The organism is Bdellovibrio bacteriovorus HD100, assembly GCF_000196175.1.
In the GTDB taxonomy this organism is placed as follows: Bacteria; Bdellovibrionota; Bdellovibrionia; order Bdellovibrionales; family Bdellovibrionaceae; genus Bdellovibrio; species Bdellovibrio bacteriovorus.
On the sequence record NC_005363.1, the window covers coordinates 2,296,893 to 2,319,298 of the forward strand.

General features: G+C 49.3%; 21 protein-coding genes. 12 read left to right on the top strand and 9 right to left on the bottom strand.

Annotated elements, in window-relative coordinates; genetic code table 11:
- The first annotated feature begins 11 nt into the window (after positions 1–11).
- The 8 genes from BD_RS10945 (at position 12) to BD_RS10980 (ending at position 6,491) form a co-directional block, all read left to right on the top strand.
- The gene (locus BD_RS10945) at positions 12–617 is read left to right on the top strand and encodes an ATP/GTP-binding protein (protein ID WP_011164811.1); all 606 of its coding nucleotides are present in this window, start codon (positions 12–14) and stop codon (positions 615–617) included.
- On the top strand, positions 617–2,395 hold the full coding sequence (locus tag BD_RS10950; protein ID WP_011164812.1) for a hypothetical protein: 1,779 nt from the start codon (positions 617–619) through the stop codon (positions 2,393–2,395). Before BD_RS10945 ends, BD_RS10950 begins: the two co-directional genes overlap by 1 nt.
- Before the next feature lie 18 nt (positions 2,396–2,413).
- Positions 2,414–3,145 carry an SGNH/GDSL hydrolase family protein gene (locus BD_RS10955; RefSeq protein ID WP_011164813.1) on the top strand — a complete coding sequence of 244 codons (732 nt, stop codon included), beginning with the start codon at positions 2,414–2,416 and terminating at the stop codon, positions 3,143–3,145.
- A 149-nt stretch (positions 3,146–3,294) separates the two neighbouring features.
- The gene (locus tag BD_RS10960; RefSeq protein ID WP_011164814.1) at positions 3,295–3,768 is read left to right on the top strand and encodes a hypothetical protein; all 474 of its coding nucleotides are present in this window, start codon (positions 3,295–3,297) and stop codon (positions 3,766–3,768) included.
- A 17-nt stretch (positions 3,769–3,785) separates the two neighbouring features.
- The gene (locus tag BD_RS10965; RefSeq protein ID WP_038449659.1) at positions 3,786–4,346 is read left to right on the top strand and encodes a JmjC domain-containing protein; all 561 of its coding nucleotides are present in this window, start codon (positions 3,786–3,788) and stop codon (positions 4,344–4,346) included.
- The gene (locus BD_RS17975; protein WP_050792920.1) at positions 4,339–5,517 is read left to right on the top strand and encodes a GNAT family N-acetyltransferase; all 1,179 of its coding nucleotides are present in this window, start codon (positions 4,339–4,341) and stop codon (positions 5,515–5,517) included. Before BD_RS10965 ends, BD_RS17975 begins: the two co-directional genes overlap by 8 nt.
- Before the next feature lie 133 nt (positions 5,518–5,650).
- Positions 5,651–5,881, top strand: a complete 231-nt coding sequence (locus tag BD_RS10975) for a hypothetical protein (RefSeq protein ID WP_011164816.1) — start codon at positions 5,651–5,653, stop codon at positions 5,879–5,881.
- Between the two features lie 217 nt (positions 5,882–6,098).
- A complete protein-coding gene (locus BD_RS10980) occupies positions 6,099–6,491 on the top strand; it encodes a hypothetical protein (RefSeq protein ID WP_011164817.1) in 393 nt (130 codons plus the stop codon).
- 14 nt (positions 6,492–6,505) lie between these two features.
- On the opposite strand, the gene BD_RS18180 is transcribed toward BD_RS10980, so the two are convergent.
- From BD_RS18180 to BD_RS11005, 6 genes are all read right to left on the bottom strand, one after another.
- Positions 6,506–6,685, bottom strand: a complete 180-nt coding sequence (locus tag BD_RS18180; RefSeq protein ID WP_144313854.1) for a hypothetical protein — start codon at positions 6,683–6,685, stop codon at positions 6,506–6,508.
- Positions 6,686–6,935: 250 nt separating this feature from the next.
- Positions 6,936–7,649 (bottom strand): hypothetical protein, encoded by a 714-nt coding sequence (locus BD_RS10985; protein ID WP_011164818.1) that lies wholly within the window; start codon positions 7,647–7,649, stop codon positions 6,936–6,938.
- Complete coding sequence (locus tag BD_RS10990) at positions 7,646–10,387, bottom strand: PKD domain-containing protein (protein ID WP_011164819.1); 2,742 nt, start codon at positions 10,385–10,387, stop codon at positions 7,646–7,648. Before BD_RS10990 ends, BD_RS10985 begins: the two co-directional genes overlap by 4 nt.
- Before the next feature lie 384 nt (positions 10,388–10,771).
- Positions 10,772–12,700 carry a response regulator gene (locus tag BD_RS10995; RefSeq protein WP_011164821.1) on the bottom strand — a complete coding sequence of 643 codons (1,929 nt, stop codon included), beginning with the start codon at positions 12,698–12,700 and terminating at the stop codon, positions 10,772–10,774.
- 100 nt (positions 12,701–12,800) lie between these two features.
- A complete protein-coding gene (locus BD_RS11000; RefSeq protein ID WP_041583569.1) occupies positions 12,801–13,271 on the bottom strand; it encodes a hypothetical protein in 471 nt (156 codons plus the stop codon).
- Between the two features lie 30 nt (positions 13,272–13,301).
- The gene (locus BD_RS11005) at positions 13,302–15,086 is read right to left on the bottom strand and encodes a SpoIIE family protein phosphatase (RefSeq protein ID WP_231839143.1); all 1,785 of its coding nucleotides are present in this window, start codon (positions 15,084–15,086) and stop codon (positions 13,302–13,304) included.
- 166 nt (positions 15,087–15,252) lie between these two features.
- Here BD_RS11005 and BD_RS11010 point away from each other — a divergent pair, with 166 nt between their 5' ends.
- The 3 genes from BD_RS11010 to BD_RS11020 all read left to right on the top strand — a co-directional run bounded on the left by BD_RS11010 (position 15,253) and on the right by BD_RS11020 (position 20,119).
- Positions 15,253–17,421, top strand: a complete 2,169-nt coding sequence (locus tag BD_RS11010; RefSeq protein WP_011164824.1) for a FecR domain-containing protein — start codon at positions 15,253–15,255, stop codon at positions 17,419–17,421.
- On the top strand, positions 17,418–19,367 hold the full coding sequence (locus tag BD_RS11015) for an ATP-binding protein (RefSeq protein WP_011164825.1): 1,950 nt from the start codon (positions 17,418–17,420) through the stop codon (positions 19,365–19,367). The genes BD_RS11010 and BD_RS11015 overlap by 4 nt, the downstream gene beginning before the upstream one ends.
- Positions 19,368–19,537: 170 nt before the next feature.
- On the top strand, positions 19,538–20,119 hold the full coding sequence (locus BD_RS11020; protein ID WP_011164826.1) for a superoxide dismutase: 582 nt from the start codon (positions 19,538–19,540) through the stop codon (positions 20,117–20,119).
- Here the strand turns inward: BD_RS11020 and BD_RS11025 are convergent.
- The 3 genes from BD_RS11025 to BD_RS11035 form a co-directional block, all read right to left on the bottom strand.
- Positions 20,116–20,667: a helix-turn-helix domain-containing protein gene (locus tag BD_RS11025; RefSeq protein WP_231839145.1), complete on the bottom strand. Its 552-nt coding sequence runs from the start codon at positions 20,665–20,667 to the stop codon at positions 20,116–20,118. The two genes, BD_RS11020 and BD_RS11025, sit on opposite strands and share 4 nt — an antisense overlap.
- A gap of 77 nt (positions 20,668–20,744) precedes the next feature.
- Positions 20,745–21,149 (bottom strand): response regulator, encoded by a 405-nt coding sequence (locus tag BD_RS11030; RefSeq protein WP_011164828.1) that lies wholly within the window; start codon positions 21,147–21,149, stop codon positions 20,745–20,747.
- A gap of 59 nt (positions 21,150–21,208) precedes the next feature.
- Complete coding sequence (locus BD_RS11035; RefSeq protein ID WP_038451948.1) at positions 21,209–21,985, bottom strand: ChaN family lipoprotein; 777 nt, start codon at positions 21,983–21,985, stop codon at positions 21,209–21,211.
- 239 nt (positions 21,986–22,224) lie between these two features.
- Here BD_RS11035 and rpmG point away from each other — a divergent pair, with 239 nt between their 5' ends.
- Positions 22,225–22,404 (top strand): 50S ribosomal protein L33, encoded by a 180-nt coding sequence (rpmG, locus tag BD_RS11040; RefSeq protein ID WP_011164830.1) that lies wholly within the window; start codon positions 22,225–22,227, stop codon positions 22,402–22,404.
- Positions 22,405–22,406: the final 2 nt, after the last annotated feature.

Below are 22,406 nucleotides of genomic sequence, written 5' to 3' on the forward strand. Positions count from 1 at the left end.
ACCATAGAGGTATGAATTCATACGTCAAAGTCGCGATCACCGGAGGCCCTTCAGGGGGAAAAACCACACTTATCGAAGCTCTGAAAAAAGAGCTGGGCCAGCGCTGTGCCATCGTGCCGGAAGCGGCCAGTATTTTGTATCGCGGAGGTTTCCCTCGTTACAAAGATCCCCAGACCGTGGTGCATGCGCAAAAAGCGATCTATGCGACTCAGTTTGAACTGGAAGCGATGATTTCTTACGTCAGCCAAAAAAGTCTGATCGTCTGTGACCGTGGCTCCCTGGACAGTGCTGCTTACTGGCCGACCTCTTTGGGCAGTGATTTCTTTACCAGCATGAACACCACCAAGGAAAAAGAACTGGCCCGTTATGACTGGGTCATTCACCTGGACACAGCGGCAGCCGATGACTATGACAGTTCAAATCCCATCCGCACTGAAACCTATCAGGAGGCCTGGGACCTGAATGACCGTATTAAAAACGCCTGGGACGGACATCCCCGTCGTGTGGTGATCACTCACAACGCCGACTTCCTTTCCAAAATGACAACCTCCCTGGCTGTGATCAAAGCGATCATGGCCCATAAAAGCGCTGAAGAAATCAAGAAGGAGCTACTGTAATGAAATCCGCCCTGCTTGCATTGTTAAGTCTTTCGATCGCCCTGCCTGTGGCGGCTCAAACCCGCACAAGCCGCCTGAAGCCCATGTATTTTCAGGCCGACAAAAACAATCTGCAGGTTCTGCCTCAGCGCTTTGAATACACCCTGATGGATGAAAACCGTCTGAAAGTCGGCGACATCCTGATTGACACAACGGAAGTCACCTTCCAAGTGGAACCTTCCCCGTCCAAAAAAGGTTCTTACCGCATCCGATTCTCTTGGCCGGCAGGCCTGATCAAGGATGGCGAGCTGGCAGTGAAAAACAATTCCGGCAAAGCCATCTTTAACGCCGTTCTGGACAAGAACAACATCAAACTCACCACCGACACCCTTCCCGCCGAAGAGGGAGACCTGCGTTCAGAAAAAGCGGAATTCGTGGTGGAAGAAATCGAAAACAATCTTGTCGACGACATGAAGTATCTGCCATTCATGACGTTCTGTATTTACCGCGAAAGTGAAGAGACTCGTTTGTATCTTTGCTCCAACGAACTTTACCTGAGTTCCCAACAAGGTCAGATGACTGTGAAGGCCCGCACCAGCACGAAGAAAGCTTCACAGATTGAAATCAACGGCAAGGTCGTGGGCAATCAGGGGATTATCTATCTGAACGACCGCAGTGAAAACGTGGCGTTTAAAGCCGCGACCCGTTCTGGCGCCTTCCTGGAAATTGAAACCCGCAAAAAAGATGTCGATTTTAAAGATGTCGTGGTTTCAGACGATGGCGAAAATCTGATCCTGACAGCTTCAGGTGCTGAGCCTGTGGATGCAAAGAAAGTAAAGAAGCTTTCGGCCACGGAATGGCAGATCTCTTTGCCGAAGTCCCGTCCCGTGCTTTACTTAAAAGGTGATGGCGACATTCCAATGCGCCAGGAGTTCTATATCCGTGGCCAGTTGCCACGCGAAAAGAACCGCCCTTATCTTTCCAATCGTTCGGCCGTGCGCACGTATTCTTCATCCTTGAGCTTTGCTGGCGTGGCACCAGAAGGCGTCACGGTAAAAGTTCTCGATACTGACAAAGCCGCTCGTCTGGAAGGCACCAAGAAAAATCAATTCGTTTGGACCATTGATGACATCCCGGCCGGGGTTGAAAACCGTCGTTATCTGGCGGTCACGGCGGACAGCCACACGTTTGTTGCTGGCAACGACGTCTTCCGCGGGCAGCCGTTTGGACTGGGCCTGGGAGCGCGCTATCAGACTCCGTCAGGCATTGCGTTTGGGACTATTGAGTTCCAGTGGTGGATTGAGAACTTCCTGTGGATGAATTCAGACTGGACCCGATTCCACTGGGGATTGTCGATTGAGCGCCAGCAGCACCTGACCGAAAACGATGATACCGCCAAGGTCGATCTGACCACGGTAGAACTGATGTGGCGCGCTCACGAAGGCTTTAACCTTGTGGATGCCACTTGGGGTCTTACAGTACCACTGCAAATGGTGGCCGGCGAAAGTTCCAGTGCCACAGCTTACGGGCTGGGGGCTTATATCATCAAAAAACCAGGCCGCTGGTTGCGCCCGTTCATGGATTGGTCGGAATACAAGCTGCAGTACTATGCAGGTTCTTCTGGAAGCGACTTCAAAGTGAAGTCGGCTTACAACCTGAAAGCACAAGCTTACTTGCAGTTCTCTAACCAATGGTACTGGCGCTATGGCGTGGATTTGGCGGACTATAAGTTCGATCCATCCGCAACCAAAGAAGACATGCAAATCGGCCTGTCCACCAGCCTTTACTGGAAGTTTTAATTTCTGACGAAGGACTTTATGAAAAGCACACTTTTGACTTTGACAGTTTTGCTTTCATTCTCATCGGCCTTTGCCGAAGGTCCTTCGCGCGTTTTGCTGTTGGGGGATTCCCACGCTTACGGCCGTTACGGCTCGGTGCTGGATGCGCACTTCAGAAAGGGCGACACACAGGTCACATCTTTATCCAGTTGCGGATCGTCCCCGTCCACGTGGACCACCAGCTCTGAAAACTTTAAAAGCACCAACTGTGGTTTCTGGAAAAAGAACGCCAAAGGTCAAGAAACCCGCGTGACCAGTCACCGCCTGCCTTCGTTCGGTGAGGAACTTGCCGCCACGAAACCGGATCTGACCGTGATCACCTTGGGAACAAATTTCCTGGCAAGCCCTGGCAATATCAAAAGCGAAAAAGCCCACGTTGAAAAGATGATGAAGCAGATCAATGCCGCAGGTTCTGCGTGCATCTGGGTAGGACCTCCAGACTTAAAAAAAGACCCCTTCAAAAAGAATCTTGAACTGGGTGTGAAGGAATTAAAGTCCTGGGCTGACGCCAACAACTGTCAGTTCATTGATTCCACCAAGCTGACGAAATATCCCGGCGGCAAATCCGATGGCATTCACTATGGCCCGAAAGACTCGGCAGCCTGGGGTGAGGCTGTGGTGAAGGAAATCACCAAGTTGAATATCACCCCACCAGTCAAAGCGGCTGCCCCGAAGGCTGCGGATGCTCAGAAAAAGACTGGGACCAAGTAAGGGTCCTTTCGTCCTATTTCCCAGAATATAGAATCCACAACCGGACAATCCGGACGCCAAATCAAATATAAGCTGTTTATAGCCCTAAATTCCGGCGGCACGGACCGCGCAATACCCTCCTCACACAAACACTTTCCTGAGGAGGAAATATGAAATCCAAAGCAATCACGTCCACACTGTTCGGTATCCTGAGCCTACAAAGCCTTCTGGCGCCAGCCGCTCAAGCTAGCGGCTTGAACCAATTGAATCAAGATGGCCTAAGGCAGGAAACTGAAACAAGACAAAATCCAGCCCTGGCTGAAAGAATTATCCAAAAACGTATTGTTGGCTTCGATCCTAAACAAGCCGTCGACACCCTAACTTACCTATATCAATCCGGTGTCGAGCAGTTTGAAAATGATGGTTCCGTTATTGTTACTTTGGAGATGGTGCCAGAAATCATGCAAACCGCAGCTGTGGACGGGATTGAGGTTCGCATCCTACAGGCCCAAGGAGCGGAAGCACGTATCAAGTTTGCCGCACATGATGAAAACAAGTTCGACCGCAGCCGCATTGAAGAAGCCAAGGAACTGGCCAATACCTATCAACTGAAATGCGATATGGACGGAAAAGTAATGATGTAACGAATAGGAGCAGAGTCATGAACGCACTAGAAATCCTTTTGAAATCATCAAAGTTTCCATCTTCAGAAGAACTCAAGGCACGCACCATCCATGACTCTGCTTTTAGCAGGAAGACTCGTCACGTAAAAACAGAAGCGGACATATTCCAAAGCAGTCTGTTCGAACTAAAAGATGGCACCTGGTCTTTTAATTCAATCGAAAATGATTTTCCATGCATCAATGCCCTGTGTGAGGAAATTGAACTTCACACAGGACTCAGAGTTCAATGTAATGCCTATTTCACCCCTTCAGCGGCACAAGGCCTTCCAATCCATTACGATCTACACGACATCTGGATTGTACAAACGGAAGGTTCTAAACTCTGGAAAGTCTGGAAGTCCTTTAGAAAAGAAGTGTCGTTACAGACCCTGCTTGCTGATGAAAAAGAAAACCTTCAGGCATGGACTGCAGGAACTCCATCTAGGAATTTGCGGCTTGAAAAGAATCACACATTATACCTGAAAAAAGGTGAACCCCATGTTGCAACAACGACCACTGAAAGTTCCCTCCATTTTTCATTTGGAATATACAATGAATAAAGAAACAATCCTTCACGCAATCTACGAAACACTGACTGATCTGCCTCTGATCTATGCCTATGTTGGAGGATCATTCAACACCCCCCTCCGTCATCCCGACTCTGATGTGGATCTCTTCCTGATCTGGGAGACGAAACCATCGAAGACAACTCGCAAGGAAATTCTGAACCGATTGGAAACCAACTTGAAAAACAGAGTTGAATGGACTCACCTTGATAAAGACGGAGACATCATGCTTGATGCCATCAAAATTAAAAACCATCAGAAGGTGGAAATATATCACAATAGTTTCAGGGCTTTTGAATACACGCTGAACAATCAGGAACTACTGGAAGGCTTATCTTTCAGTATTTACAACCGGCTACCCTTGATTTCCCAACCGACGATTGAAAAATACATCGAAAGTTACAGAAAAGCTTGGATCAAGGAACTCAGAAATTTGCATTTTTCAATTATGTCTGCCTATCAAAACAAAAAAGCAAATCAAAACACTCAACTTGAAATTATCAAGATGTTTTCAATTCACAAGTACGGGGCCGTGCCTTCAAAAAAGCATTTTGATAGAACTGCAAATGAAATACCTGACAAGACACTTCTAGCCTCTAGCATCTCTTCATGGATTGAAAAACACCGACAGACTCTCAACATATGGGGAAAGGCATCTCCGGTTGAAATGATCGAAGTGAACTCGACTACCGTGCTTCAAAAACAAAAATCTGACTTGAGCCTGGCCATCTTTGAAAAGGTCAAACAGCAGAAAGAGCGCCTTGAGGAATTTCTGACTTGGCCTGTTCACATCAACACCCTCGAAGATCAAATGCGCTTCTCAGACAAAGCGGATTTTCAATGGCAGGAAGGCCAGGCCTATCACTTCCAAATCCTTGAAAACAGTGTCTTCGCGGGGGCAATCTCAATTCATTCCATGAACTACCTAAACCGAAGTTTTGAATTCGGTTACTGGGTGGACAAAGCTTTCGAAGGACGAGGTCTCGTACATCAAAATCTGCAAGCTTTAATCGCGGAAATGGCAAATAAAGGCTGGAAACAGGCTAAAATTAGGTCTTCGCAGGGAAACATCCGGTCGCAAAAGGTGGCCGAAAAGCTGGGTATGAATTTAGATTCAAGAACAGAACACTTCAACACCTACAGCCTCCAACTGAAAATGTCCTAATTCCCTGACATGAGACCGGCCACACGGAAAATTCGGACGCCATATCTAATACAAGTGGTTTATATCCCGAAAGTCCGGCGGCACGGACCACGCAATACCCTCCTCACAACAAACACTTTCCTGAGGAGGAAACATGAAATCCAAAGCAATCTTTTACGCATTTATCGGTCTTCTAATGGCTTCCAACGCCCAAGCTTCTGACTTGGAACTAAGTAACAAGCTTGAACAAAGCCAGAAGCTTGCCGCCAATTCCTGGAGCCAGGCCGATGCCCACGACGACAAACGCATCGAAGAAAAAGAGTCCGAAAAGATTCCTGAATCCCGCAAACACTTCTATTCCCCGCGTGAACATGCTTGGTACTAATGAAATCACAGGAGTTTCACGCTGAAGCTGTATTTCAAAAAATACAGGCGCAGAAAGAAAGACTGAAGGAGTTTCTAAACTAGCCAGCACACATCAATACAAGCATCTCTGTGAAGATTCTACTGTCCAGACTTTAGACACTGTCAATTTTGGCCGATTGATCTCGCTATTTGAAGCCTCCTCTTGTATTCCTTAGGCCCTACGAAAGGGCTTTAATATGAAGGCAGCTTCCGGTCTTTTAATCCTCTCTTTTATGTTCGCGGATGTCGCATTGGCCAAGGTCAATGTTCTTATTTGCTCCATTGGACAAAGCTATACTTTCAAGGTCTATGAGGGACAAAATATCGTGGATCTTTGGGAAATGGCCTCCAGCATGGGGCGCCCGATTGGTGAAGATACTATCATCAAAAAAGAAGAAGGCCCGGGCACTTTAATGATCACTTTGAAAAATACCGGTGTGATCAAACTTGATTTCAACAACATCTACAAAGAAGGGCGCGGCACTTGGAGTCACAACGGGACCTTGGATGCCAAGCTCGCGGATGAGCCCTATTATAACTCCAATGGGGTTGCCGAAGTTGAGTCTTGCTATACTGAGACCTATCGATAATTACTAAATTTGCTTCAGTTTTTTTCGACAGCAGTGACCACCACAGGATCGACTAAAATCACACCGGGTTTTCCGGCGACCTTGGCGGTGCCAAGACCATTACAGCAATTCCCAAAAAGTACTTCTAAATCGAATCCATTTCCAGACTCGATATAGAGTAAATCAGCAACATAAGTAAAATTGATATCAAACAACTTCGCAATCCAACAGCTAATACTTGTAATTATTCTCACCCAACAAGTGGGCAATTGAAGTCAATCAGAGATAGATCAATTGGCAAGAATCCAAAGTGGACCGCCATTGGACTTCTGCCAGCACATTATAGCGACAAGCACTATTACAATTAAAAGCAACACCTTCTCGATCATGTGCTTATAAGATACTCATCGGCATTAAATAGAAATAACTTTATATAAGAGTTAATTCTCTATCCAGATGGAATAACTACTGCCCCGCCCGAAGCATTGCTGACTCACCCAGGTTGCTTTCCTGCTGGTGTTTTACATTCGCCCAGATCTTTTGACTGACCGGGCCTGGAAGAAGACTGTTGATAGTGGATTCTGCCGTTGGATCTGCGGCCGCCCAGTTATGAAGAGCTTCTGCCTTCACCCCTGCCAGCACTTTGCGATCCATTTCATTCACAGCACTGTTTTCCACTGTGGCATCTGCGACCACACCCTTTAAAACTTCTATCGCAGCGGATTTCATCTCGGTGTTGAGGGCTTCAAATACAAAATCCAAAGCCGAATTTTGCATCTGCTGGGACTCTTCGTCGTTGGGAGCGGTCTTCAACAAAGCTTCCAAACTTTTCAGGAACTCTTCATCTTTCAACAAACGGCGTTTGACGATCTTGTCAGGCTCCAGCAACAAGGCCTTACGGCTCAGGTCCGCGTACTTTTTAAGATCACCGGCCTGTTTGAATTCCTTAAACACCACCGGCATTGGCTGCGAAGATTTAATCACGTCCATCGCAGCAGGTTTCGTCCCTGCTGCGATGGCGGTCTCTTTTTCAGATTCAACGGGGTTTGCCGCCGGAGCTTCCGGAGCCGGAGCCGCTTGGGACTCCGTCTCTGGCTTGCTCTTTTCACTCATCACGATCAAACCCACACCCAGGACTGTTATTGCACCTGATAGCATCACTAGTATTCTGATTCTCATTTGCCAAACACTCCACGGGTCATGTTGTTACGGAAGATCGTTCTGTTCATTTCCTTCGCCCCGGCATTCTGGAAGAATGCGGATCCGTTCAGGTATCCATTTATCAGCACCACGTTTTTGTGAGGCGCATTGGACTGAACAAACACGTTGTAAACCTTACCGAAGTACTTGATCTCGTTGATGGAGACAATCGCATCCAGTGTTCCACCACTTTGAACCAAGGACTCTCCGACTTTGAACTCTTCAGCCACTTTCATGGACCCATCCTGACTCAGGATCGGGTGATTTTTCGTCACACGCAGTTCACGGCCGGACTTCATTTTGAACACCAGGATCTCGTGGTCGCCGTCCACCAGTTCGGTCACCCACTGATCCACTTTGGTTTTCACAACCGCATTCTTGTTCAAAGAATCCGCGGACTGCATTGTACCCACATAAGCGGACTGTGAAGTCAGAGCATCAAAGAAGGACATGTATTTCAGTTTCTTGCTTACGACCTCTTCAGCCAGAATCTGCTGCTCTGGAGTCGCACATGAAGACACGCACACTGTTGCCACGTAAGCCGTCGCAGGCATTGTACATGGAGCATTGGCTTTCTTCGGAGCGATCCATGCTTTTTCAGGATTGTATGCACGATCCATGAAGGTCGCATAGATTTCCTGACCGGAAGAACCCAGACCCACTTTTTTACCGCCGACAGTCACTGTCACGTTGGCAAAGCTGGTCAGGAATTCCTTGATCACTGGCAGCTCGTCCTGACATTTCACCATCCAGTCGTAGCGCCCTTTAGCTTCGGTGTTGCTCAAGCTGTCGTGAGAACAACGACGCGCTACGTAGTCACGGCAGTATTTTTCCTCAACCCAAGCACCTGGAACCGCCACTTCGCTTTCCAGCTGAACAGAGTGATCGATACAAGCCATGGTTTTAGTCGTCACAACCTCACGGGTTTTGACGATCACACCAATTTGGTTCGCCGGACAAGTTGCAGATGAATTGGCCTCTTCGATTGTCGTTACAGAGGACTGACTGCGAACCGCTTCAGGGTTGGCATCACACAGACGCTCTTCCACTGGTTTCACTTGGTCCGCACAGCGGCTGTCATCAACAGTCACACCTTTATCGTCCACGCAGACGAAGATACGGTTTTGTTTGCCGCCGCAATCCGCGGTACAAGCCGTAAAGTTGTCCGTAGGAGCGTATTTGTAAACCGGGCATTTCCCTGCTTCTTTCATCGTGCCCTGACGAGTGTTCGAGCTGATGATCTGACCGTCAGTACAAGTCTGGTCAGAGATTTCGTTATAAAGGTCAAAGAAGCCCTCTTCATTGAAAGAACATTTCAATGGAACTTTCGTTTCACCCGTGATCACACCCGTTTTTACAGTGCCGTGGGAACCGAAGCTGCCGCAACCCTCGTGACAAGTCACCTGGTTGTGCGTGCTGGAGCCGGACAATACACCGTTATTACAAGTGCGGGATTCACTCACGCTGGAGCAAGAACCCACTGGAGTCGAGTTGGAATATAGAACCTGGGAAGCCCCGTGCGCCAGCAGACTGCCATCAGGCAATTTACAAGACTGACCTTCACAAGAACCTTCGTTGGTGATTTCTTTCGTGCGAGACACTTCCACCCAGTTCAGTTTTTCAACGACAAGTTTACATTCTTCAACCACACGGTCACGGTAAGAAACAGTCTTTTTACCATTCACACCGCAGGCCACTTCTTCAGACACCAGTTCACCCTGGGATTCACGGGTTGCACCCGCAACGGTACAAGCATTTGGATCCACTGGAACTTCTGGTTCCGGATCAACATCAAGATCCTCGATCACACGAATGGAATGATCCAAAGTCACCCAAGGTTCCTGATTATCACCCAGGTACAAAGTCGCCGTCACAGCATAAGTGCCCACCGTCTGATAAGCATGAGTCACAGACTGATTCGCCGCCGTGCCACCATCACCGAAGTTCCAGCGAACAGCACCGACTTTATTTACCAGACACGCTGGCAGATAAACGTGCATCATCGTAGCGATTTTCACTTTCGCTTCGTTGGCACCTGAAATACGCAAGTCCTCCAGGCAGTCCATATCATCAATCACCGTCATCACAGTCACACGGTGGCTGGCAACAGTCACTTTGCCATCGGCGTCAGTCACTGTGGCCTGAACCTGATATGTCCCAACATTAAAGAAGGAGTGTTCAACTGTTCTGGCGTTGCTGACAGTCGCAGTGCCGTCATTAAAATTCCAAACGATGGACTGAGCGTCCACACCGGAAGGAATCACAACCTCAAAACTCATAGGGTTAAAGACAAAACCGGCTTGTGGACCAGAGATCTTAAGATCCTCTTTCACAACCGTCGTCACCAAAGACAAGGAGATGTCTTCAGATCCAGAAGTTTTCTCCTGCGCAGTCACCACATAGGTACCGGCCAATTTAAACGTCGACGTCATCCCGGACGCCGAAGTTTTAGTGCGACTGGCCCCTGCCACCTTCCATGTGACATCAGAACTGCTCACACAGTTCCCGGCCTGATCCAAGGAGTAGCTGACAGTGCTTCCTGCTTCTGTAGCTGATTTACCCACGATGCGAACGTCTTCGCTGGATGCTTTGGAAAGCTGACCGGCACAGTAACTTGCCGCCTCCATAGTATCTGCTGAACCTTCACTCAAAGCGCTTTTCTGACATCCTGCTAGAACGATTAAACTCAGGGGCAGTAAGACTCTTCCGTAGTTCATCGTGCGACTCCTTGCTTACGTCCATGTTTGCAAGTCGCAATTAAAATCTCCATACTTTTACAACATTCGAGTCATAATGATTTAGCTGTTTATCAACGCTTTAGACACTTTAAAGAACATTTTTTGAATGTTCCTTTTTCTGTAAAATCTTTGATCATTCCCCTAAGAGAAGACCTCAGTTGTTTTGGGATTCTTTAAAAAGAAAAAGCAGATGAAAACAATTGCCGGGCTGAGGGCTTTGGGACTCTGCCCGAAGGTGGGCCTTCGCCGGCGCAGGATGCGCGAACCGGGGCAAAGCCCCGGCGGCGATTGAGCACGAACGCGTGCCCACCGCAGCGGCAGGGTCCCAAAGCCCTCAGCCCGGCAATCCCCGTTTACAAAGATTTATTTCTTTTTAAAGAAGCCCGAAACAACCTGTTTAAGGTCGACGTTAAAGACGTCCTGCTTTTTATTAGCAGCCGCCAAGACAGAAATTTCCCGACGAGCAGGAATGAAGGAAGGATCCAGCGCCACACTCTTTTCGAAGGATTTGCGTGCGGCCACCATATCGCCTTTGGTTTTATTGAACAGACCAATCACAAACGGGAAAAGCGTGTCATAGCGCTCATCCGGCGGAACCTGCATCAACTCCAGTTCCACTTCTTTCAGAACGAAGTTCTTCTTGGCTACTTCGACAGAACCCAGTTTTGCCCAAGAGCTGTACAGATGCAGCTGCTGGGTTTGCGGATTCAACTTGGAAACCTCAGCCAATAGTTCCAGTGCTTTTGCGTACTGGGTGTACTGCAGGGCTTTTTTGACTTCTTCCATCAGGGAATTTGCGCGAAGTTTGGCTTCGGCTTCATTTCGTTGAGTAGCCTGACGGATCTGATCAATTTTGTTGGTGTCTTTAGATGCCGTCATCGCGTCTTCCGCAAGCTTGCGCACCTTATGCCATTGGGAATAGACTTCCGACGCCGTGTCAGTCGGTTCGTCCCCCAGCAAGGTCATAAAGTCAGACAAAATGGATTCTGCAGAACCACCACCGGTCCCCGTTTCCATGTAAGCGACGATTTCATAAGAATTCTTGTTTTCAAGCTCTGTGGCGATCTTTTTGATGACTTTCAGTTGCTCAGCCGGACTTGCGAAAGCCGCACGCTGGGCAAAGACAATCAGTCCCTTGGTCAAAAGGAAGTGAATGGCCTTGTAAACGGCCACCTCATTATAACCTTTGATATCCAGAAGCTGCGTCAGAGTGATCTGGTTGTTCAGCTTCACCGTCAGACCTTCCAGGGATTTCACCAGAGACATGCTCAAGGCCGGATGATCATCGCGGAAAGTCGGACTTTTCACGATGATGTTACCGGACCACATCACATACAAAGACTTCAGCCAGTTGACTGAAATCTTGGAGGCGATCCAATCATGCAGATAGAAAGACAGACTGTCAGCATCGATGCTTGGATTGCTCATCTCAACTTCCGCAGACGCAAAGTTCACGCGGATTTTCTGATCAACGATCGTGCGCACCAGACGGATGTTCATTTGCTCCATCAGGATCAGGTCAAAGGCATGGGGGCTTAGCTGATTGTTCTGAATCAGATAGTCCCCAATACGGCGGTTGTTTTTTACACGCAGGGCTTCCTGCACATCCTGCGGAGTCGCGTAACCACTCTGAATCAGCATCTCGCCCAGGAAGGTGGTTTTATCGTCCACGTCCACACCCACAATATTCCCGTTACAGAACGAGATACCGGACACGGAACCGTCGGCATTATAGATGTTCAAATAACCACCGCTCTTGGTTTCCACCAGCAGTGAATACAGGAATGGCAAGTCAAAGCCGCTGACCTCTTCAATGGACTCAATCACCTTTCTTTTCTGGCGGTTGGTCACTGTCGGGTTGGCGAACATCTGATACAGCAGCTTGCGCGCGCTGGATTCTTCGCGGCGCGGAGCTTCTTCTTTTTTAACGATCTTCAGCACCTGCTCCATGTCGAACGGCTTTTTCATGAAAGCCACGGCCTGGGTGCTTTGAGTCGCTTCCTGAATGAAGGACTTGTCGGTATAGATACCGCTCATCAGAACGACTTTGAACTTGGAAGAAGGATAATTGGCGCGGGCTTGTTTGATGAAATCAAGGCCCGTCATCTGTGGCAGCAAGCAGTCACAGAACAGGAATTCGATGTTGGAATTGCTGGCAAGAATGCTATTGGCCTCGTCCGGGCGGGACGCGACAAAGACAGAATGACCAGCGCGGCTTAAAATTTCTTTTAAGGCCGATCTGACCGACTCGTCGTCTTCCAATATCAAGATCTTAGATTTGCCTGATTCCACGCTTCCTTGTCGGCTCTAAAGGCCCTTCCATTTAGGATAAAAGCAAAAAGCGGGGCTGTAATACAGCACCCGCCTTAAGAACTGGACCTTTGTCGGTGGATTACTTCTTAATAAATTTGAAATACTTCGATTCAATGACGTCCATTTCCATTTCGTTCCCCTCGTCATCTTTCACTGATGCCGGAGGATTCACGCTGCCCTCACTGAACTCTGTCCCATAACGGAACAAAACGTTCTTTTCAGAGCCGGAATCATCATTGTAGTAAGGGACAAAGAACGAATTCACTTTACCCGAAGCTGGCAGGAAGCCATCAACCATGTTGATCTGATCCACAATCACCTTCGGGCAGTTGCTGAAGCTGATTTGCGCCGGGCCCGCCGTGCCCATCCATTTGATCCATTCACGAATACCGCAGGAGTTGATGCTCTTCAGTCCGCTCAGCTCCACTTCAATCTGTGGATTGCCGCCAAGGCTGAACTGAGAAAAATCAACGTCCTCATCAATAGTGCCTGCCATTTGGACAGTCAGCTTATCTGCGGCTTTGTTCATTTTCACATCGAGTTTACCCATAGTTCCAATCTCCTCGTTCACAAAATAACTTTAACTAAGACCTTCATTTTTCACTACAAAAAACGTGACGTCATCGATTAAGGGCGCGCCTTGACGATGGGCTTGGAAGCTCATTGCAAAACGCTCCACCGAATCATTAACGCCCGGGAAATCCTTGTTAGCGGCGATCAGAGCTTTGATAAACTCACGCTCGCCCCACGCCTCTTTACCCGGGTTCTGGATATCAGGAATACCGTCTGTATAGAAGAATACCAGATCTCCCGGCTCAACCTGAATGGTTGTTTGTTCGTAAACCGAATCACGGGACTGTCCCAGTCTGGGATTGTTCACTTCATTTAACGGAACAAGGTCTTTCTTTTTTAGTGTGCCGCCCTCATTTTTTTTCATCAGGAACGGCGCCTCGTGCGAAGCATTGCAGTAAGCCAGCTCCCCCGTGTCCAGATCAAAAGACGCCAGGAAGAACGTCATCATGATGCGCCCCTTGGACACATCATAGATGGAACGATTCAACAGCTCCAACGCTTTGGCCGGAGTGATATTCAGACGTTCGATGATTGTGGACGCTGATTTTGCCGCACTGGTGATCAAGGCCGCTGGTGCCCCGTGCCCCGTCGCATCCCCAATCCACAAGAAGATCTTGTTACCGATCTGACAGTAGTGCCACCAGTCGCCACCGCACTCGCTGGCCGGCTCATAGTAACCTGCAATCGACAACGGACCGATCTTGGCCTGCGTTTCCGGGAACAGGGTTTCTTGCACGGTTTTCGCGGTTTGCAGCTCGGATTCCATACGCGCTTTTTCCGCTGTTTGATCCAGCAGACGCGACACTTCCGCCGCTATGATATTGAAATTGTCAGCCAGGCTTCCGACTTCGTCATTGGACTTCACATCGACGCGGATGTTGAAGTCCCCTTCCGCCACCTTTTTGGTGGCATCGAACAATTGTGTCAAAGCTTGAGTCAAACCGCTGGAGGCAAACAGACTCAAAATCACCGTCACGGAAATCAAAATACCGAAGAAGATCAAAGATTTTCGAATCAGGATCTGAACTGCGCCCAGGGCTTTTTCTTTTTCAACCGTGGTCACCACTATCAGATCACCAAAACCCGCACGCGAGAAAGAAACCAGCAGCTCTTTGCCATCGACCGCGCGGTCGGTCTCGGCCCCTTGAGCGATCTGTTTGTTCGTGCCTTCCAGGAACTGCGGACTGACGGTGGATTGCAGCTTCTGCCCCGGCATTCCATCCGGTCCAAACAGCACCGTGCCGTCTGAAGAAATCAGATACATCTTCTGAGACATCGCCGCACGGAACATCTCGGAGGCTTCACTCATTTTCACGATCACCAAAAACACCGTGTTGCGGGTGTTGGTTTCATCGCTGACTTTTTCCATTATGAAAACACGGTCATCACTGAAGGGAACCTTCACCACACGGCGAGCGGCCTCCACTTCGGCAAAGTAGCCGGACATCTGCGCCTGCAGACTGCTCAACACGCCGTCAGTTTGACTGGGAACTTTTTCAAGCACCGCGGCCTTTTCATAGGCACCCGTGGCGGAAGGCTTAAAGACCACAATGGCTTCCAGATTGAATTCATTCTGGAAGATGGACTCGCCCACAGAAGAAAACTTCTGCTGACTCAGGTAATCCTGGAAGATCGGTTTGGTCGTTCCAAGCACGGCATTAAGCTGTGTCTTAATTTGAGCCGCCATGGTTCCGGACATGCTGCTGGAAGAATCAAAGACGTAAGCGATCTTGTCGTCTTCAAAAATTTTCAGCGCCAGAACCAAATACACTGTAAGTGTAATGAGTGGCAACGAAGTGAGTAGCAGAAGAATCTTATATCTTATTGATAATCCACGTTTTTTCACGACTTCAGTATGCCTGTTCCGTAACTGGCCGAAAACTAATTCTCACATAAGTTGGCCTAAGGTCCGTAAATCTCTTGTCATTTCCAACCGATAAGGTTTGAGCAGGAGTCTTATGTCGCGCTTTGGACGAACAGAAAAAATGATCTTTACCGGAGCCCTGCTTGTGCTCATGGTCTTCTCGTACTTCTTGTACGACGACTCTTTATTATTCCCAAAATCAAATACCGGCGAACTGGAACTGATTGGCTCTGTGGCTATTTCCCAAAATGACGTGCGTCGCAAAAATCTGGATACATTCAGTTGGCTTCCCGCTTCGCGCAAAGACAATGTCTTCCAGAATGATTCTATCTTCACGGGGGACCGCTCCGAAGCCACGATCCAGCTTCAGGATGGAACCCAGATCCGCATCGAACCGAATTCTTTGATCACCCTGAACCTTAAAAACGGTCAGATGAATCTGGATCTGCGTTACGGAAACCTGGTCGGGGAACTGGCACAAGGTTCTTCCCTGACGATCAAATCCGGCACCGAAGAGTTCAAACTGGAAGGCTCCCCGACAAATACGCAGGAAAAGCCTAAAATCAAATTCAACAAAGCCCACAGCGGCACCGTGGATTTGAAACTGCTTTCCGGTGACGTAAAATACATCGACAAGAAAAAACAGGCCGTCAAAGAACTGCCTAAGAACGCTGTCGTTGCAGTTAAAAAAGACGGCGAAATCAAGCCGGTTGAAAAACCAACCTTGCTAGTGAAAACTCCGGACAACATGAACTGGCTTCGTGTGAACCCGGATGATCCACTGCCATTTGAATGGCAAGGTAAAGGCGACATTGCCCGTTATGAGCTGGAAGTTTCTCCAAACGAGGACTTCAGCTCTGTGGCCCTTTCAAAAACAACCAACGAACAAAGAGTCGCGGTGACAGAACCTCTGCAGCCGGGCCCTTATTTCTGGCGTTTGAAAACCTATGATCGCAACGGCGAAGTCGGTGTTGTGTCCCCGGCCCAGCGCATGAGCATCACTCACCTGGCCGGTCCACAGATCGTGACGCCAGTTCAAGCCGCGCAAATCAATCTGGAACTGAAAGTAAAACCTCAGGAAGAACTGGCCACCACCACGGAAGTGCAGTGGAAAGCCATGTCCCAGTTGAAAAACTTCACTTGGCAGGTGGCAGCCGATCCGGAATTCCAACAGATCATCAAAGATGGTCAGACGGATTCTTTGGCAGCGGTGACTCCTCGTCTTCCAAGCGGGACTTACTGGGTGCGAGTCCAGGGTCAAACCGCCAGCAACAATGTGTCTCCATGGTCTGAACCTGTTTCGTTCACGTTGAATCTGGCGGCGCACAAAGAAGAGCGTCCAAACAAACCAGTACTGATCACCAAACAAGTGGATTTCAAAGCTCCAACAGGTGAAAGAAACCCAGCTTCCCCGGAAGCTCCGAAACTGGCGTGGAAACCGGTCCTTAGAAGCAAAGGCTATCAGCTGCAAATTTCCAAGGACATAAGCTTTGCCGAAGCAGAGAAATACGACATCACCCAGAATCAAGTGGCCTGGTCACAGTTCCGTCCGGGCAAACACTACTATCGTGTTCAAGCCAAAGGCATCAATGGGCTTAACAGTGAATTCAGTGAAGTGGGAACCATCGACGTCAGCGTCGGCGGCCTGACTTTGAATCCTTTGAAAACTATCAATGCCATCGGCCAGGCTCCGGGTCCCAAAGAAACCCCGATCAGTTGGAGCGAAGTGCCGTTCGCCAAGTCCTATCTGGTGCAAATCGATAAATCGAAAGAATTCACGGCTCCTCAGCAAATGGAATACTCCACCACCGGTGGCAACCTGACGCTGCAGGATCCGGGCAACTATGTTGTGCGTGTTCAGGCTTTGGATGAAGCCAACAAACCACTGACTGAGTTCTCGAATATTCAGGAAGTCATGTACACCTTCCGCACCCCCCTGGTGGCACCACCTCTGATGGAGCCGTTCAACAACGCCTCTATCTTCCTGCAGACCGAGATGGAACCGTTCATCTGGCTGGAATGGAAAAAGGTGGAAGGAGCGACTTCCTACCGCATCGAGATTTCCGACAAACCGGACTTCTCCCGCACCCTGATTGCAAAATCCCTGGCCGGCAACCGCTTCCTGATCAAGGAAAAGGTCCCACTGGGGAAAATCTACTGGAGAGTTCGCGCCGAAGCCAAAGGTGACGCCGAAATGTCCGAGTGGGCTGAAAAACGTGAGTTCACCCTTTACCATCAGAAGAATGAGACCTTCGTAAAATGAGAATCCAGTACTCCCTCTTCGACACCCTTTTAGAGCCCGTTTTTGTTCTGACTGCAGATCAGAAGGTTGTCTATTGCAATGAAACCGCCGCGATCGTGGCCGGTCTTTCCATTCGCAAGATCACAAGAGGCATGAAGTTCAATGAACTGTTCCAATTCAGCGAACCCATTGAAGCTCTGGACAATCTGATCGGTGTCTCGGATGCGACCCCGTATAAAGAGGTCAATTTCAAGGCCCTCCACGCGGAAGAAGGCAAGGTGCAGATCACTCTGCAGCCGATCTTTGATTCCATGGGTGACAAGAACTGGATTGTCTTTGTTCGTGACGTGACTTTGGAAGAACGTCTGCAGAAGAAATACCGCGCTGAACTTGAGCAAAAAGAAGGCGTCATCACAGCGCTGGAAGAAGCCAAAGTTCAGCTTGAAAACTACAGTAAAAACCTGGAACAGATGGTGGCTGACCGCACGCGCGAGTTGTCCCGCCTCAACACAACCATGTCCGCCCTGCTGGACAGCCTGGGTCAGGGTTTCTTTATCTTTAATGCTGAAGGAAAAATTCTGGATGTATCCTCGAAGGCCTGCGAAGCCACAGTGGAATGCAAACCAGATGGTCAGCTGATCTGGGATGTCTTAAAACTTCCTGAAAACAAAGTGGAAGGCTTCAAAAAATGGATGCAGACCCTGTTCATGGAGATGCTGCCATTTGAAGACCTGGCGTGCCTGGGACCTGAAACCTACCCACACACCAAAGAGCGTAATATCGCCCTTGAATACCACCCGCTTCGCAGCAACGAAGGCGTGATGGAAGGCGTGGTGGTCGTGGCATCTGATATCACTTCGCTGGTCGAAGCCCAAAAACAAGCCGAGCGCGAAAAAGAACACGCAAAATTGATCATTCACATGATCAAATCCAAACGTGAAATTCACCGCTTCATTCAGGAAGCTCAGGGCTTGCTGGGTCAAGTCCGCGATGAAGTCAGCAAAGACGACGGCCCTTACGACACAGAAGAGCTCTTCCGCAGTCTGCACACCCTGAAAGGGGGCGCAGCGCTGTTTTCGATCAAAGATGTTGCCGAAGCCTGCCATCAGGCCGAGGGACTGCTTGCCGAACTGAAAGTGTCCTGGACTCATCCGGGCTTTATCGCCCTTCGTGGCAAATGTTTTGAAGTCGAAGAGTTCTTCCACAAGTTCCTGGATCAGACCAAAGAGATCCTGGGAAGCTCGAACATGCCTGAAGAGCGTCAGATCGAAGTCGCTATCAGCAAACTGAACCATATCGCCCGCAAAGTGGGCTCACTGCCTGGTGGCGGAGTCGTGGCGCAGGAACTGTTGCTGGAACTTGCGATGGAGCCGGTCGCTGGATTTATCGAGCCTTACAACGACGTGATGCTGCGAGTGGCTGAACAAACAGACAAAATGGTCTCCCCGCTGAAGATTCACAACGGCAACATAATGGTGATTCCGGAAATTTACAGTGGTTTGTTCTCGACCTTCGTGCATGCCTTCAGAAATGCTGTGGATCACGGTATCGAAATGCCGGATCACCGCGTGGACATCGGCAAACCTGCCGAAGGCCAGGTGGATGTGACCTTCAGTCTGAATCACAATTCCCCAGGGTCTTATTTGTTGGTACAGATCAAGGATGACGGTGGCGGTATTGACCCGGCCCGCATTCGCGAAAAGCTTACCGGCAAGGGCCTGGATGCGTCCGCGGAAACCGATCAGCAGATCATTCAGCATATCTTCGACAGTCAGTTCTCAACCCGCGAGCAAGTCACGGACATCTCCGGCCGTGGTGTGGGTATGGACGCCATCAAAGTCGCAGCTGAAGAGCTGGGCGGCCGCGTATGGGTCGAATCCACCGTAGGCCAGGGCTCCACCCTGTTTGTGGAGGTCCCTTACATCACCGAATTCCAAAAAGACAAAAAACTGCCAACCGCCGCCTAGGTGCCTAGTTGTTTTTTCTGGCTACACAGCGTCGCGTGACGTAGGCATTTTAGCGTCATTTCTGCCAATATATCGTCCCTTTGCCAATATAAAGACCAACGGGTTCCCTCATCCCCGCCCACCATCTATTCTGATCATGGAAATTCAACCTGAACGACAAGGAGACCCCCATGACTTTCGAACTTCCAGCACTTCCCTACGCTAAAGACGCTTTGGCTCCGCACATGTCCGCTGAGACATTGGAATACCACCACGGTAAACACCACAAAACCTACGTTGATAACCTGAACAAACTTGTTCCCGGCACAGAACACGAAGGCAAAACTTTAGAGCAAATCATCATGAGCAGCTCTGGCGGCGTGTTTAACAACGCAGCTCAGATCTGGAATCACACGTTCTTCTGGAACTGCCTGTCCCCAAAGGGCGGCGGCGAGCCTACCGGTGAACTGGCGCAAGCCATCGTTCGCGATTTCGGTTCCATCGAAAAATTCAAAGAGCTGTTCGCGGATGCCAGCATCAAACAATTCGGCTCGGGCTGGGGCTGGCTAGTGAAAAACAAAGAAGGCAAATTGGAAATCCTTAGCACCAGCAATGCCGAAACCCCGATGACCAAAGGTCACACGGCGATTCTGACTTGTGATGTGTGGGAACATGCATATTACATCGACTATCGCAACAGCCGCCCGAACTTCCTGGCAGCCTTCTGGAAGCTGGTGAACTGGGAATTTGCTGCAAAAAACTTTAAAGGCTAATATCTTGGTGTCATCGTCACGACGCTCAGGCCGATGGCTTTTGTAGCGCCCGTGTTGACATAGTTATGGGCTGAATCCCCCGGGAATGCCAAAACATCTCCGGGCTTCAGCTCAAAACTTTCCCCGCTGACCACCACGGTCATCTGCCCCTGCACACAGTGCAAATACTCTTTGGTGCCGCTGGAGTGCGGAATGCCGCCCATACGAGCCCCCACTTCCAACTCCATGCGATCAATGGCCATCCCCGGAATCGGGTCCGGCAAAAGTTTGTAAACAGTGACGTTGCCCTTGGCTTTTTTATTGGCGGGAATTTCATCCTTGCGAATCAATTTTGTCTGGGATCTGGGCGTCGCCAGCAGTTCTTCGAATGAAACCTGCAAGGCCGCGCAGACCTTGGCCAGGTTCACCAGCGAAGGATTTCCCATCCCGCTTTCCATATTGGTCAACGTCGATCGCGGCACCCCGGCGAGTTTCGCCAAGGCAGCTTGAGTCAGTTGACGTTTTTTACGAAGTTCAGTGATTTGAGCGGCAAGGTTTTGGGCTAACACATCAAACGAAGTCATGCCCTATGGTAGATGTTTGGATCCAAGAGTGCAACGCACGCGCGCAGCACTCTTTAAGGAATCTATTTATTGTGTTTGCTGTAAGCAGCTTTCAGCTTGTCTTCAAAGATCTTTGCAGAGAATGGTTTCACGATATACTGGGACACACCCGCAAGAACCGCTTCGGTGACCTGATCACGCTCGGACTCTGACGTCAAAAGCACAAAGGGCAAATTGGCAAATTCCGCCGTGGCGCGAACTTGCTTTAGCAGTTCAAGGCCCTTCATTTTCGGCATGTTCCAGTCAGAAATCACCAGTTGGATTTGCGTGCCGGGAGTGTTGTTTTGAATAAGGATTTTAAGACCGGCTTCCCCGTCTTCAGCTTCCTGCAGGTTCTTATAGCCCATGGCTTTAAGCGTGTTCTTCACCAGATCACGAATGGAGGGCATATCATCAATAACTAGGATGCGGGTCTCAGGGGGGAACATAGACGAGGTCTCCTCTATTCCCCTATTCTAGAAAACCTGTGGTGAATCTCAAAGATTCTTTACAATGCTGGACTTTGAACTGGTGCCAGCCACAGATAATCAGCACGGGGACCGTCCTGAGTGCCCGGGTTGATTTCAGTCGCGATTTCGTCCTCAGTCAGACCTGACGTATTCACTTGCGAGAAGGTCAGCACCGGGAACTCGGCCCCGCGCACACGCAGACGATCTGGCAGACCGCCCCCATACTGCACATGGAAATCCCCGACCACAATCACCAGTACCTGGTCGGGATGAGAACGTATGAACTCCACTGCCTGCCACGCCATCGTGTCATCCCAGATGGACTGAGACGTAAAATAGCGCTCGCCCGCTTCCGGATTCGGCAGGTGCGGCATCATGGAAAGGAAACGGCGTTTGTAGCCGTCGTTCCCCAAAGAGAACTGCGGCGGCATCAATTTCAGATCCTCCGGAGTCAGCGCCGCCAAGCCACCTTTAGACACCTTGCCCGTCAAAGAGCGCGGAGCATTCAAAGCAATCGTCTTGGCCCCCTCAGAAAGGTTCGGGAACACGCTTTGTTCGCGATAATAATCATAAGAGGGATTGCCCCATTTGATTTGAGAGAGGAAGTCAGCTTCGCTTAAAAGCCCCTGACGATAAGAGTCCACGGCCGGCTGATCAGTATATGTAAAAAATTCCATCCCGACAGAGACCTTCAGGCCCTGAGCCCGAAGTGCCTTCATAATAGAGACTTGCTGGTTTTGGTGTTCTTTGAAGCCGTGATTTTCGCCGATAACTACGATAGACCCCGGAGTGACCGGGCGGACGGCTTCGGCCAAATTGACCGGTTGGAGGTCGTTTCCACGCAAAATGCCACTAGTTTGAGCATGTGCACAGGCCAACATGAGCAGGGAACTTAAAAAAAGGCCGAAAGTCTTCACGATTCCTCCTCTAGACGCGAATTTGTCTGTTGAAGTTTCCTTTTTCCTTTGATACCTTGAGCCCCTTTGAAAAGGTATTGTCATTTTTTCTATACAACGCGTGGCAGTACAAATGGTTCAATTTAAGGGGTATCGCAATGGCTAAAAAGACAGGAAGAATCATCGTAACTCTTGAGTGCACTGAAGCTCGTGCTGAAGGCAAACCTGTTTCTCGTTACACTACGACTAAAAACAAAACTAAGACTCCAAGCCGTCTTGAGAAGAAGAAATACAATCCGAATCTTAAGCGCCACACTGTCCACAGAGAAACGAAGTAATT